We start from the raw sequence: 13,446 nt of genomic DNA, 5'->3' as shown, positions 1-13,446 counted from the left end.
ACAGGCGCTCGGCTGGGCCGGCGCCGGCGCCGCCCACAGCAGCGCGAGCGCCGCGGCCGACGCGCACCGCAGTCCTCTCCGCGCGTGCTCCGGCCTCCGGTCGCCGCTCGCCCCGCCCCGCCCGCGCCGCGCATCCGCGCCCACGCGGACCAAGTTGTGCCTTGCCCCGCGGTGACGTCACCCCTCGCAGGGCCGGTGCGCGCGCACGGCGCGTGCTCGTCGTCGACTACGGCAACCTGGCGCTGGGAGGGGTGGCGCAGGTGCTCTCGCGCCCCATCGCGGGACGAGCACCCTCCTAGGTCGCTACGCTTCCGGGCGGGGACTGGCAAACGTTCTCGAAGGCAACGACGTGATCCGCCCCGGGAACCCTGCGCTGCTCCTCGTGGCGTTGCTCGCCGCCCCGTCGGCGGCGGACGCGCTCGGGCCGGTCTCGCTGACGCTGGAGGGCTTTGGCGGCGCCCAGCGTACGGATCCGCTCCAGCTCGCGGGCGGCACGGCCTCCGTGACCCCCACCGAGCAGGACCGCCTCAGCGGCGACTTCGGCCTCGCGGGAGCGTCGGTCATCGCGAAGGCCTCGTTCCTCGAGGTGGGCCTCTCGTTCGACACCTCCTTCTCGTCGCCGAGGACGAAGGTCTCGACGCTGGCGCCGCTCGCCGGGCTCGCCTTCGACGTCTCCGTGCTGCGCTTCGAGCTCCTGGCCGAGTGGGGCGGCCACCGCTACGGCACGGTGGGCGGCTCCGGCGAGCGGATGACGGTCGGCTTCGTGGGCGCCCGGCCGGGCCTCTCCGTCCGGCTCCCCCTCGCCGGCTCGGTGCGGTGGGTCCTCGGGGTCTGGGGCTTCTCGCGGTGGAACCTCTCGGCGGAGGAGGTCGCGGTGCCGGCGCCCGCGCCCGCGGTCGGCGCCACCATCTACCGCGCGGGCAGGGGCCCGACGTTCGGGGTCGCCGGGCGCCTGGGCCTGGAGCTGTGAGGAGCGCTCGGCTTCAGGGCGCGGGCTGCCACACCCTCACCCAGTCCACCTCCATCCGGTTCGCGCTCGCGTCACGGGTCCCGTAGCCACCCGCCGGGATGTTCCCGGCCCAGTCGTGGTCGTGGACCTCGCACGTGAGGTACAGCGTCTCGCTGCGGCGCGAGACCGGGACATCGGCGGCCGGCGTCCAGATCGGACTGCCGTCCAGGTAGAACGTATATCCCGTGGGCGTCCACAGGACCCCGTAGTCGTGCCAGTTGCCCTGCAGCGACGGTGAGCCCTGGACGGTCCGCTGGCGGTCCTGGTGCTCGACGCCGTAGCCGTTCCAGTTCACGTTCATGGCGTCGATGTCGCTGACGTCGTTCCCGTACTGATCGACGACCCGGTTCTCCAGCAGGTCGATCTCCGTGCCGGCGGCGGACGGGTCGTTCAGCGGCGTGCCGTTGGTCGGCGAATTGAGCCAGAACGCGCACCACGTGCCCGGCGCGCCGTGGAGGCGGATCCTGGCCTCCACGTAGCCGTAGGTGAAGTCGAACTTCCCCTCCGTCGAGAGGAACCCCGTCCGGTGGACGCCGTCCTGGGTGTACGTCGTGAGGGTGAGGGCGCCGTTCGCCACCGCGGCGGCGTCGGGGGTGTTCACCGCGTCGCGCCGCGGGTCGGACGACGCCGACCAGCGCGAGCCGTCGAGGGCCGAGCCGTCGAACTCCTCGCGCCACGCGAGCCGATAGCCGGTGGGCTGGAGCCCGTCGCTCGTCGCGGGCGGGCCCCCGTCGCTCGACGGCGGCGGCGACGCGGGTGGGCCGCTCGCAGGCGGCGCGGCGGGTGTGCTGCCCAGGCTCGACGCCGGTGGGCTGGAGCTTCCGGGCGGCTCCCAGCCACAGGCGCCGGCGATCAGCGCCAGCAGGGCGGCGGCGCGCGCGGCGGTCGCGCCCCGCGCGCGCCGCGCCGCGCCCGCGCCTCGCCGGCGCGCCCCGGCGGCCTGGTGCTCTCTCGCCTCCACGCCCACCTCCTCAGTAGGACCAGTTCATCCCCACGCTGAAGACTCCGTTGCGCCACGAGCGGTCGGGTCCCCAGTTGTAGTACTGGAAGAAGATCGACCCCGGTCGCCAATCCCACTCCCCGACGCCGAACATCGGGCGCCAGCGCGGCGTGCCGGCAGGTCCCGGAAAGACGTTCGGGATCACCCAGCCCATGCCGCCGAAGACGAACCACCGCTCCCAGAACCTGAGGTAGCCACGCGCCCCCACGTAGGGACCTCCCACGTACGGGACGGTCGCGAACGCCATGGTGGAGAGGCAGACCGGGCCCGCGCAGAGGCGCGGCACCTTGTACGAGAGGTCGAGCTGGGCGCCGCGAGGCCCGACGTCCGACGCGTACGGCTGGATCGGCCCCCAGTTGTTCACCTGGATCGAGAAGGTGTTGTCGTGCCAGTCGTCGTAGCCGAAGCCCCACAGCGCCCGGGTGGCGCCCCCCTGCCAGAGCGGCGTGACCGCGCCGCCCAGCCGCAGGAAGAAGTACGAGAACGGCGTCCACTGCGCGACCGCGCCCGCGGCGGGCCCGTCGACCTGCCGGTAAGAGCTGAACAGCGAGCCGCCGAGGTGGAGGCTCGACGAGGGCTGCAGCTCGTGCTTCGTCACGAGGCCGCCGCCCTCGACCGTGCTGGCGACCGGCGGAGCCCCCGTCGCGGCGCGCCCCACCGCGGAGACGCATCGCCCCGACGAGTCCCCGGCGGCGAGCCCCGGCGGCCAGCGCACGCCGCAGGACGCGCACGTACCGTGTAGCGGTCCCAGCAGCTGGTAGAGGACCGCCTCGAGGATGACGCCGTTCGTGTTCGCGTTCAGGGAGCGGTTCAGCCCGCCGCGCTCGTAGACGCCCGCGTACCACCCGCGCTCGGGGTCGCGCGCGTCCGCGATGGCGTCGAGGAGGACGCGCGAGTAGGGGTCGTCCGGGTAGAGCGTCGCGAGGAGGAAGGCCCCCTTCGTCGAGAGGCTGCGCAGGGCGGGGACCTCCTGGCCCTCCGGCGTGATCGTGCGCCAGGCGACGCCGCCCTCGACGATCGCGTCGTAGACGAACCACGGCGCGGTGTCGACGTGGTCCTCGCTCACCGCCGTCGGGATGCCGGTCAGCTCCCACCTGCGTCGCTGGACGTCGTAGATCCGCCGCAGCTGCGTCGCGCCCACGCCCGCGAGGCCGAACTCGATGGCGTGGAGCGCCCACGGCTCGACGAGGACCGGGGTGCGGGCTCCGAACCTGGCGGGATCGCGGCGGTCGCGAGCGATGGGGATCCCCTCGACGGGCTCCTCCACCGCGAGGTGGTCGAACCGCTGGATGTCGTCGAGGGAGAACCCCAGCAGCGCCAGCGACCGCGCCCCGTACTGCTCGTAGCCGAGCCGGCCCTCCTGGTGGTGCTCGACCGCTCCGCTGGCGTCGCGAGACGCGCCGTACAGCTGGCCGTCGCCGACCAGGTTGCAGGTCCGCCAGCGCCTCAGGACGCGCTCGACCTCGGCCAGGTGCTCGGGGTGGAGGCACGTGAGCGCGTGCAGGGACGACACCAGCCGCGCCACGTCCAGCGCCGAGAAGCCGAGGCCGCGCGGCGCGGGCCGGTTCGCGTAGTCGGTCATCGCGCCGCTCGCCGCGTCGTACGACTTGTTCGGCAGCTCGTCCTCGAACAGCGGCATCGTGGCGAGCGTCCGGAGCAGGGTCGAGATCCGGCGCTCGAACTCCTCCGGCTGGATGAGGTCGAGCGCGCGCGCGGAGAGCGTCGCGAACACCGTCGAGCCGAGGTCCCACATCGTGGTGGCGGGATACCCGTCGACCGAGCTCACGAGGCCCGTGCCCGGCTGGTAGTTCCGCTCGAAGTAGCGCCAGGCGAGGCTGGCGGCGTCGCGCTGGGCGCGGGTGGGAGGGCCGGCCGCCAGGTCACACCGCGGCGGCGGCGCCGCGTCGGAGGACGCCGGCGCGGAGGACGCCGCCGAGAGCGCCAGGGCGATCGCGGCCAGGGTGGTCACTCAGCGCCTCGCCTCCGCCGCGGCGAAGCCGTGCGCGGTGCCGAGGGCCGGGCCGCGGGCGCGGTAGGCGAGCGCCTCCAGGACGACCGCGTTCGTGTTGAGCGAGCGGACGCGGTTCACCGCCCCGGTCGCGTCGTACCGGCCTGCCCAGAACCCGTGCCCGGGGTCGACCAGCTCCGCCGCGGCGGCGTACAGGCGATCGGGGTAGTCGCCGCCGAAGAGGGCCCACCAGCCGATCGCCGCCTTGGTGGAGAACGTGAGGTCGTCGGGCCGCGGTCGCCCGTCCGCCGAGAACGCGGTCCAGCGGGCGGTGCCGCCGAGCACCGCCGAGTACGCGAACCACGGCGGCCGATCGAGGTGGTCCTCGGAGACCGCGGTGAGCTTCCCCGTGGCGGCGAACCTGCGCTGCTGGGCCGCCAGGACGGCGCGCGCGTGCGGGAGGGTGAGCGCGTCCAGGCCGTGCTCGAGGCCGTCCAGCACCCAGGGCTCGGAGAGCACCGGGGCCGGGGTCCCCCCGTGCGCCTCCGGGACGCGGTCGTCGGAGGCCACGGTGTCACCGTCGACGTCCGCGTAGACGGCGTGGGCGCCGTAGTCGAGCGCGAGCCCGACGGGCACGCCGAAGGCGAGGAGACCCTTCGCCGCGTATTGCTCGTAGCCGAAGCGGCCCTCCTGGAGCTTCTCCAGGGTGCCGTCGGCGCGGCGCGCGGCGCCGAACATCGCGGTGCCGTCGCTCGCGGCGGACAGATCCCACCGCGCGACCGCCCGGCGGACGCGCGACGCGAGCTCGGCGTGCCGGTGCTCGACCGCGGTGAGCGCCACCGCCAGGCGGCCGAGGTCCAGCGCGGACCATCCCACGCCGCCGCTCACGGGGACGTTGTCGTAGCTCACCATCTGGAGGGTCTGCGTGTGATACGCCTTGTTCGGGAGGAGCCCTCCCACGAGCTCGAGCGCCGAGAGGCTGACGAGCGCCGAGCTCAGGCGCCGGGCCGAGTCCTCGGGCGAGATGAGCCGCAGATCCTCCGCCGCCAGCGTCGCCAGGAGCTGGGAGCCCAGGTCCCAGAGCGTGGTGGAGGGGTACCCTTCGACCGTCGAGGTGAGCCCCGTGCGCGCGTCGGTGTTGTGCGTGAAGTAGCTCCACGCCTCGCGCGCCTGCGCGAGCTCGGCGCTCGTCGGCGGCCGCGGCGGGCGGAGCGGAAACTGTCGCTCCCAGGCCGCGGCCGACGGGTAGTGCGCCGGGGTGCCGAGGCGGACGACGCGTGTCGCGAGCCGGATCGTGACGAGCGCGGCGACGATGCCGGCGAGGACGGCGAGGTGCGAGCGGGCGGCGAGCAGTCCCCGGAGGAACGTCATGCGAGCGCGGCTCCGGGACGGCGCCCGAGTCCCGCCGCGATCATCGGCAGCAGGCACAGGGTGCCGTACAGGCTCCAGAAGACGTTCACCAGGTACGCGGTGGTGTCGGCCGGCGCGCGCCCGGAGGCGATGAGGCTGCCGCGGTACACGAGCCCCGCCGCCATCGCCGCGACCAGGAGCACGTGCGGCGCGACGAGGCGCAGGAAGCGGCGCTCGGCGCGCGTCTTCGGGGTCACCGGGAACCGGAGGGGCTTGCCCGCGAGGACGTGGAGCAGCGCCTTCAGGTGGAGCCAGGCCGAGGCCAGGTGGTACTGCTCCGCGCGCCAGGTGCGGAAGCCCCAGGTCCCGACCATGAAGGCGAGCCGCTTGGCGACCAGGAAGGGCACGATCTGCGCGAAGAACTCCGGGTCGAAGGCGACCACCGGCGTGACGCCCGCGAAGAAGAAGACGACCGGCGCGAGCAGCAGCGGGACGAGCCAGAGCGGCGACAGGTAGGAGTAGATGGTGGCGAGGTACATCAGCTTCTGCCAGGCGGTGAGCCCCGGCCGCTTGAGCGGGTTGTCGTGCCACCCGATGTCGAGCGTGCCGCTCGCGTACTTGAACCGCTGGATGGTCCAGGCGAGCAGGTCCTGCGGCGAGAGCATGCGCGTGAGCGGGCGGGGGTGGTGAACCGAGCGCCAGCGCCGCCGGGGATCCGCGTGGACGATGATGCTGGTGTAGATGTCCTCGGAGACGTGGAAGCGGTAAGGCATGAGCTCCGTGCGACGCGCCGCCGCCCCGGCGACGGCGGCGGCGAGCGGCCGCCGGAGCGCTCGATCCGGCACCCGGTCGGCGAAGCGACGCGTCGCCGCGGTCACCTCCTGCGCGAACTGCTTCAGGGCCGACTCCATCACGGCCTCGCGGCGGTGGATGCTCCCGGCTCCGCAGCAGAACGCGGCGTTGCACCAGTTCCGGCTCGCCTGGATCACGCCGTAGAACGTGCTGGCGTCGTTGCCGAGGGGGTCCCCGCCGACCGTGATCGGCCCGAGCAGGAGCTCGATGCCGCGCCCGAGCGCGCCGCCGGCCGGCCCGAGCCGCAGGCGGCTCGCCAGCCACTCCGGCAGCGGCGTCCCCGGGCTGACGTCGTAGAACCACTGCGGTGTCTGCACCCAGGCGACGCGCGGATCGCGAAAGTAGCCGAGCGTCTCCTCCAGCAGCCCCGGGAGCGGGCGCGTGTCCGCGTCGCAGATGACGACGAGGTCGCCGTCGGTGTGCTGGAGGCCGTTCCGGAGGTTTCCCGCCTTGTAGCCGGCGTTGTCGGGGCGGGTGAGGTAGCCCACCCCCTCCTCCCTGGCCATGTCCCGCATGGCGCCCCGCCGCCCGTCGTCGAGCACGTGGATCCGGAGCGTGAGGGGGTGCGGATAGCGCAGGCGCTTCGCGTCCCGCACCGAGAGCGCGACCAGCTCGACCGGCTCGTCGTACGTCGCGATGAAGACGTCGACGCGGAGCTCGCGATCCGGCGTCGCGGGCGAGGCGCCGATCTCGCGGAGCGTCGCGGGAGGCGGCGGGGAGGCGACGGGCGTGATGCGCCAGATCGAGAGGAAGAACAGGACGTCGCCCAGGAAGGCGAGCGACTCGGCCGCGGCGATCATCACCGCGAACGCGAGCGCCGACGGGTTCAAGGAGGACGTCCACCGCCAGGTCAGGTAGCGGAGCCCGAGGAGGAACGCGAAGACCGCCAGCGCCTGGAACGTGAGGTCGCGCGCGGAGCTCGGAGCGACGGGCTCGCCAGGGAGCCGATCCTCGCAGCGAGCGCACGTCGCGTCCACGGTCGGCCCCCCGGCTCCGGTCACGGCACCAGGGCGTCATCCGGGAGCGGCGTCGTCGTCCAGCCGGAGTCGCCCCCCGGCGCTGCGGCGGCCGCGTCGACCACGGGGAAGAGGGCGCCGAGGCCGGTCGCCTCGAGGAGCTCGTGCGCGGAGGGGCGGACGCCCGCGAGCCGCAGCACGCCTCCCGGCGGCATCTTCTGCAGGATCACCACAAGCGCGGCGAGCCCCGAGCAGTCGATCGCCTCCACCTCCGAGAGCGAGACGGTCACGAGCGAGCGCCCCTGCACCTGGCCGGCCACCTGGCGGCTGAACTCCGAGGCCACCTCGGCGTCGAGCCGCCGGCAAGTCGGGTAGACGAGCACGGAGGCGCCCCGATGTTCGAACCTGGCCAGCGACATGGAGTGGCTCCAGGAACAAAAGTCGTTCCTCTCGCGCCGCGGGCAAGTCCTCGGTCAGCCGGCCTGGCGCCCGGGCACCGGACGTCCGCGGGCCGCCGCCGGCGTGTCACCTGACGCCGGGCCCGCGCATCTCCATGGATCGTCCAAGGAGGGCGGGATGGCCGAGTTCAAGTACGTGGTGATCGGCGGTGGGATGACGGGCCACGCGGCGGCCCAGGGGATCCGGTCGGTGGACGCGGCCGGGTCGATCGCGATCGTGGGCGACGAGCCGGCGCGCCCGTACGCTCGCCCGCCGCTCACGAAGGGGCTGTGGACGGGGCAGGAGGAGGGCTCCATCTGGCTGCCGGCGGTGGAGGGCGTCTCGCTGCGCGCGGGGGAGCGCGCGATCGCGATCGACCGCGGCGCGCGTCGGGTCACGCTGGAGGGGGGCGAGAGCCTCGGCTACGAGCGGCTCCTCCTCGCGACCGGCGGCACGCCCCGGCGCTTGCCCTTCGCCGACGCGGGGGTCGTCTACTACCGGACCGTCGCGGACTACCGGCGCGTCCGGGCGCTCCCGGTCGGCAAGCACGTGGCGGTCGTCGGCGGAGGCTTCATCGGCTCCGAGCTGGCCGCCTCGCTCACGACGGCGGGCCACCGCGTCACGCTGCTCTTCCCGGAGCGCGGGATCGGCGCGCGCCTGTTCCCGCCGGACCTCTCGGAGCACCTGAACGCCTACTACGCCGAGCGCGAGGTGGAGGTCCGCCCGCAGGAGCGCCTCACCGGGGTCGAGGCGCGAGGCGGCGGGTTCGTGCTCCGGACCGATCGGGGCGAGCTCCGGGCCGATCTCGTGGTGGCGGGGCTCGGGATCGTCCCGGACGACGGCCTCGCCGCCCGGGCGGGGCTGGCGGTGGACGACGGCATCCTCGTCGACGAGGGGCTGCGCACCTCGGATCCGGCCGTGTTCGCCGCCGGCGACGTGGCGCGGTTCCCGAACCCGGCGCTCGGCCAGCGGATCCGCGTCGAGCACGAGGACAACGCCAACCGCATGGGCCGCGAGGCCGGTCGCGCGATGGCGGGCGCCGCCGTCGCCTATCGCCACCTGCCGTTCTTCTACTCGGATCTGTTCGACCTGGGCTACGAGGCGGTGGGGGTGCTCGACCCGCGGCTCGAGGTCGTGGCCGACTGGACGGAGCGGTTCCGCAAGGGCGTCGTCCATTACCTGTCGGGCGGCCGGGTGCGCGGCGTCCTGACGTGGGGGATCTTCGGGAAGATGGACGCGGCGCGCGCGCTCATCTCCGAGCCTGGTCCGCACGACGCCGCGACGCTGCGCGGGAGGATCTCGGGGTGACGGACGGCCGAGAAGAAGTGGCCGCCCGGAGCTGCCTCGCCTTCCAGCTTACCGGGTCGGGATGGGGGCCAGCTGGCGGTGCACGAGCGCCTCGCACTCGCCGCGGCACTCCTCGAACTGCGCGGCGAAGGAGGCCAGCTCGCGGCAATGGCCCCTGAGCGCCTCGGGGCGCTGCTCGGTGCAGGACTGACGCAGCTCGGCGACCGTGCGAGCGACCAGCGAGCTGCGCTCTTCCAGGGGGAGGGCGCGAAGCGCTCGCCGCTCGGAGGACAGGGTGGACGCAAGGACGGACAGCGCGGCGACCGCGACGAGCGCCGCGATCCTGGGCAGTAGCGACCGCTCGCCCCAGGCCAACGTGGCACGAGCTGGAGCGCCGCCTCGGAGGAGCCGGAGCGTAGGAGGGACCGCGGCGCGCATGGCCGATCCAGCAGCACGTCGCGTGCCAGGCCGGCCCCCGGACTCCGGTGGAGCGAGAAGCGCACGCTCGACCCGGCGAGGAACCGCAAGTTGCACGAACGGTCCCTGGCGCGACTTGCGAAATGCACGGCGAGGCCGCGCGCCGCCGCGATCCCGCACGGAAAAGGGGATGGCACCTCCCGTGCACTTCGTCGCTGGGCACCATGGACCTGCTCCTCGTCGCCGGCGTCGTCGTGTTCTTTGCCGTGAGCCTCGCGTATCTGCGCGGGTGCGACGGCTTGTGAAGGTGACCATGAGCCTCGAGTACGCCATCGGCGTCATCCTGTCGGTGCTCCTCACCGGTTACCTCGGGTACGCGCTGATCCGTCCCGAGCGCTTCTAGGGAGCGTCATGACGACCAACGGCTGGCTCCAGATCGCGCTCTTCGCGCTCGTGATCCTCGCGACCACGAGGCCGCTCGGCGGCTACATGTACCGCGTGTTCGAGGGCGAGCGGCCGCCTCTGCCGCGCGTCTTCGGTCCGCTCGAGCGCGCGCTGTACCGGCTCTGCGGCGTCGATCCGAGGAGGGAGCAGGGCTGGAAGGGCTACGCGACCGCCCTGTTGCTCTTCAGCGCCTGCGGCGTCCTCGTCACCTACGCGCTCCAGCGGCTGCAGCACCTGCTCCCCTTCAACCCCGAGCGGTTCGGCCCCGTCGCCTCGGACCTCGCCCTCGACACCGCCGCCAGCTTCGCCACCAACACCAACTGGCAGAACTACGGCGGCGAGAGCACGATGAGCTACCTGACGCAGATGGCGGGGCTGGCGTGGCACAACTTCACCTCCGCCGCGGCCGGCATCGGCGTCGCGCTGGCGCTCGCGCGCGGGCTCACCCGCCAGCCGGGCCCCGGCGGCCCGAAGACCCTGGGGAGCTTCTGGGTCGACCTCGTCCGGTCCATCGTCTACCTGCTGCTGCCGGTCTCCGTCGCCGTCGGGCTCGCGCTCGTGGCCATGGGGGTGCCGCAGACGCTCTCGGCGTACCGCGAGATCTCCACCGTCGAGGGCGCGAAGCAGGTGATCGCGCTCGGGCCGGTCGCGTCGCAGGAGGTCATCAAGATGTTCGGGACGAACGGCGGCGGCTTCTTCAACGCCAACAGCGCCCATCCGTTCGAGAACCCGACGCCGCTCGTGAACTTCGTGCAGCTGGTGCTCATCTTCGCCATCCCGGCCGGCCTCACCTACACGTATGGAAAGATGGCGCGCAGCACGCGCCAGGGATGGGCCATCTTCGGCGCGATGGCGATCCTGTGGCTCGCGGGTGTCCTCGCGACCTATCACGCAGAGTCGCACCCGAACCCGGCGCTGGCGAGCCTCGCCGTCGACCACGGCCCGGGGAACCTGGAGGGGAAGGAGCTCCGCTTCGGGGTGGCGAACAGCGCGCTGTTCGCCACCGTCACCACCGACGCGTCGTGCGGCGCCGTGAACGCGATGCACGACAGCTTCACCCCCCTGGGCGGCCTCGTGCCGATGGTGAACATGCAGCTCGGCGAGGTGATCTTCGGCGGGGTGGGCGCCGGGCTCTACGGCATCCTCGTGATGGTGGTGCTCACCGTCTTCATCGCCGGCCTCATGGTGGGCCGCACGCCCGAGTACCTCGGCAAGAAGATCGAGGGGCGCGAGCTGAAGCTCGCCATGCTCTATCTCCTCGTCTTCCCGGCGATCGTGCTCACGCTGACCGCGTGGTCCTCGGTGGTCGGCCTCGGGACGTCGTCGCTCGGCAACGCTGGACCGCACGGCCTGTCCGAGCTGCTCTACGCGTACTCCAGCGGCGCTGCCAACAACGGCTCGGCCTTCGCAGGCCTGAACGGCAACACGAGATTCTGGAATCTCACGCTCGCGGTAGACATGCTCGTCGGGCGCTTCTGGATGATCATCCCGGCCCTCGGCATCGCCGGCTCGATGGTCGGCAAGAAGGTCGTGGCGCCCGGGCTGGGGACCTTCCCGACCACCGGCTTGACGTTCACCGTCCTCCTCGTCGCCGTCGTCCTCATCGTGGGCGCGCTGACCTACTTCCCGGCGCTGTCGCTCGGCCCCGTCCTCGAGCACTTCGCGGCGGTCTCCGGGAAGGTGTTCTAGCCATGGCCATCGAGCGCGCGAGGCAGCTCTCCCTGTTCGATCCCGCCATCGTTCGCCAGGCAGCGCTCGAGAGCCTGAAGAAGCTCGATCCACGCCTGGTGGCGAGGAACCCGGTCATGTTCGTGGTGGAGGTCGGGAGCCTGCTCACCACGCTCCTGTGGCTCCGCGATCGCCTCGCGCCCCCCGCCGGCGCGGCGCCAGGGTGGTTCACCCTCACGGTGAGCGTATGGCTGTGGTTCACGGTGCTCTTCGCGAACTTCGCCGAGGCCGTGGCAGAAGGGCGCGGCAAGGCGCAGGCCGACACGCTGCGGCGCATGCGCCGCGAGATCAGGGCCCGGAAGCTCGTCTCCGGACGCGAGGTGACCGTGGACGCGTCGTCCCTGCGCAAGGGCGACGTCGTGGTCGTCGAGGCCGGGCAGCTCATCCCCGGCGACGGGGAGATCGTGGAGGGCATCGCCTCGGTGGACGAGTCGGCGATCACCGGCGAGTCGGCGCCGGTCATCCGCGAGGCCGGCGGCGACCGCTCCGCGGTGACCGGCGGCACCAAGGTGCTCTCCGATCGCCTGGTGGTGCGCGTCGGGGTGGACCCAGGCGAGTCCTTCCTGGACCGCATGATCGCGCTCGTCGAGGGCGCCGCCCGCCAGAAGACCCCCAACGAGATCGCGCTGCACATCCTGCTGGTGGGCCTCACCCTCGTGTTCCTCTTCGCGTGCGTGACGCTCGTCCCCATCGCGCGCTACTCCGCCATCGATCTCGGCGCGACGGCCATCGTCGCCCTGCTGGTGTGCCTCATCCCGACCACCATCGGGGGGCTCCTGTCCGCCATCGGCATCGCCGGGATGGATCGGCTGCTGCGGAAGAACGTGCTCGCCATGAGCGGCCGCGCCGTGGAGGCCGCGGGTGATGTCGACACGCTGCTCCTCGACAAGACCGGCACCATCACCCTCGGCAACCGGATGGCGACGGAGCTCCTGCCCGCGCCGGGCGTGAAGGTGGAAGAGGTCGCGGACGCCGCGCAGCTGGCGAGCCTCGCCGACGAGACCCCCGAGGGCCGCTCCATCGTCGTGCTGGCGAAGGAGCGCTACGGGCTGCGCGGCCGCGAGGTGCGCGGCGCGGAGCACGCGTTCATCCCCTTCACGGCGCAGACGCGGATGAGCGGGGTGGACGTCCAGGGGCGGATCCTGCGGAAGGGCGCCGTCGAGGCCATCGCGAGGCACGTGGTCGCCCTCGGCGGCGCGATGCCTCACCGGCTCGAGGTCGAGGCGGCGCGCATCTCCGACTCGGGAGGGACGCCCCTCGCGGTGTCCGACGGCGCGCGCGTGCTGGGGGTCATCCACCTCAAGGACGTCGTGAAGGGCGGCATCCAGGAGCGCTTCGATCGCTTCCGCGCCATGGGCATCCGCACCGTCATGATCACGGGCGACAACCCGCGCACCGCGGCCGCCATCGCGCGCGAGGCGGGCGTGGACGACTTCCTCGCCGAGGCGACGCCCGAGGCCAAGATGAAGCTCATCCAGGCGGAGCAGGCGAAGGGGAAGCTGGTGGCGATGACCGGGGACGGCACCAACGACGCGCCGGCGCTCGCGCAGGCCGACGTGGGCGTCGCCATGAACACCGGCACGCAGGCGGCGAAGGAGGCCGGCAACATGGTCGACCTCGACTCCAACCCCACGAAGCTGCTCGAGGTGGTCGAGGTCGGGAAGCAGCTCCTCATGACGCGGGGAACGCTGACGACGTTCTCGATCGCGAACGACGTCGCGAAGTACTTCGCCATCCTGCCGGCGCTCTTCGTCGCGGCCTACCCGGAGCTGGCCCCGCTCGACGTCATGCACCTCGCGTCGCCGTACAGCGCCATCCTCTCGGCGGTCATCTTCAACGCCGTCATCATCGTGCTCCTCATCCCCCTCGCGCTGAAGGGCGTGAGGTACCGGCCGCTCGGCGCCGCGGCGGTGCTGCGGCGGTCGCTGCTCGTCTACGGGGTGGGCGGCGTGGTCGCACCGTTTGCCGGCATCAAGCTCATCGACCTGGCCTTGTCGGCGGCCGGCGTCGTCTGATC

The 13,446-nt window shown here is 72.9% G+C and carries 11 protein-coding genes; 5 read left to right on the top strand and 6 right to left on the bottom strand.

Going from position 1 to position 13,446, the window contains the following annotated elements; all coding sequences use genetic code 11:
* The first annotated feature begins 349 nt into the window (after positions 1 to 349).
* Entirely contained in the window at positions 350 to 970 is a 621-nt protein-coding gene (locus tag HWY08_RS01110) for a hypothetical protein (RefSeq protein WP_176062278.1), read from the top strand.
* Positions 971 to 983: 13 nt separating this feature from the next.
* Here the strand turns inward: HWY08_RS01110 and HWY08_RS01105 are convergent, their stop codons facing one another.
* From HWY08_RS01105 to HWY08_RS01085, 5 genes are read right to left on the bottom strand one after another with little or no spacing between them, the layout of a single operon-like run.
* Positions 984 to 1,970 (bottom strand): glycoside hydrolase family 16 protein, encoded by a 987-nt coding sequence (locus HWY08_RS01105; protein ID WP_176062277.1) that lies wholly within the window; start codon positions 1,968 to 1,970, stop codon positions 984 to 986.
* A 10-nt stretch (positions 1,971 to 1,980) separates the two neighbouring features.
* Positions 1,981 to 3,978, bottom strand: a complete 1,998-nt coding sequence (locus tag HWY08_RS01100; RefSeq protein WP_176062276.1) for a DUF3131 domain-containing protein — start codon at positions 3,976 to 3,978, stop codon at positions 1,981 to 1,983.
* Complete coding sequence (locus HWY08_RS01095) at positions 3,979 to 5,328, bottom strand: DUF3131 domain-containing protein (RefSeq protein WP_176062275.1); 1,350 nt, start codon at positions 5,326 to 5,328, stop codon at positions 3,979 to 3,981. It lies immediately after the preceding gene.
* A complete protein-coding gene (locus HWY08_RS01090) occupies positions 5,325 to 7,136 on the bottom strand; it encodes a glycosyltransferase family 2 protein (RefSeq protein WP_176062274.1) in 1,812 nt (603 codons plus the stop codon). Before HWY08_RS01090 ends, HWY08_RS01095 begins: the two co-directional genes overlap by 4 nt.
* A 20-nt stretch (positions 7,137 to 7,156) precedes the next feature.
* Positions 7,157 to 7,534, bottom strand: a complete 378-nt coding sequence (locus HWY08_RS01085; RefSeq protein ID WP_176062273.1) for an STAS domain-containing protein — start codon at positions 7,532 to 7,534, stop codon at positions 7,157 to 7,159.
* 157 nt (positions 7,535 to 7,691) lie between these two features.
* On the opposite strand from HWY08_RS01085, the gene HWY08_RS01080 reads away from it, so the two are divergent.
* On the top strand, positions 7,692 to 8,861 hold the full coding sequence (locus HWY08_RS01080; RefSeq protein WP_176062272.1) for an NAD(P)/FAD-dependent oxidoreductase: 1,170 nt from the start codon (positions 7,692 to 7,694) through the stop codon (positions 8,859 to 8,861).
* Between the two features lie 48 nt (positions 8,862 to 8,909).
* On the opposite strand, the gene HWY08_RS01075 is transcribed toward HWY08_RS01080, so the two are convergent.
* Positions 8,910 to 9,215 (bottom strand): hypothetical protein, encoded by a 306-nt coding sequence (locus HWY08_RS01075; protein WP_176062271.1) that lies wholly within the window; start codon positions 9,213 to 9,215, stop codon positions 8,910 to 8,912.
* 355 nt (positions 9,216 to 9,570) lie between these two features.
* On the opposite strand from HWY08_RS01075, the gene kdpF reads away from it, so the two are divergent.
* Genes kdpF through kdpB form a run of 3 tightly spaced genes read left to right on the top strand, consistent with a single transcriptional unit; the run spans position 9,571 to position 13,444 of the window.
* A complete protein-coding gene (gene kdpF / locus HWY08_RS01070) occupies positions 9,571 to 9,660 on the top strand; it encodes a K(+)-transporting ATPase subunit F (protein WP_176062270.1) in 90 nt (29 codons plus the stop codon).
* A gap of 8 nt (positions 9,661 to 9,668) precedes the next feature.
* Positions 9,669 to 11,390 (top strand): potassium-transporting ATPase subunit KdpA, encoded by a 1,722-nt coding sequence (gene kdpA / locus HWY08_RS01065; RefSeq protein WP_176062269.1) that lies wholly within the window; start codon positions 9,669 to 9,671, stop codon positions 11,388 to 11,390.
* Positions 11,391 to 11,392: 2 nt separating this feature from the next.
* On the top strand, positions 11,393 to 13,444 hold the full coding sequence (gene kdpB, locus HWY08_RS01060) for a potassium-transporting ATPase subunit KdpB (protein WP_176062268.1): 2,052 nt from the start codon (positions 11,393 to 11,395) through the stop codon (positions 13,442 to 13,444).
* The last annotated feature ends 2 nt before the right edge of the window (positions 13,445 to 13,446 follow it).

Origin of the sequence: Anaeromyxobacter diazotrophicus, assembly GCF_013340205.1 — a bacterium.
In the GTDB taxonomy this organism is placed as follows: Bacteria; Myxococcota; Myxococcia; order Myxococcales; family Anaeromyxobacteraceae; genus Anaeromyxobacter_A; species Anaeromyxobacter_A diazotrophicus.
This window is presented reverse-complemented; position numbering and strand designations above follow the sequence as displayed.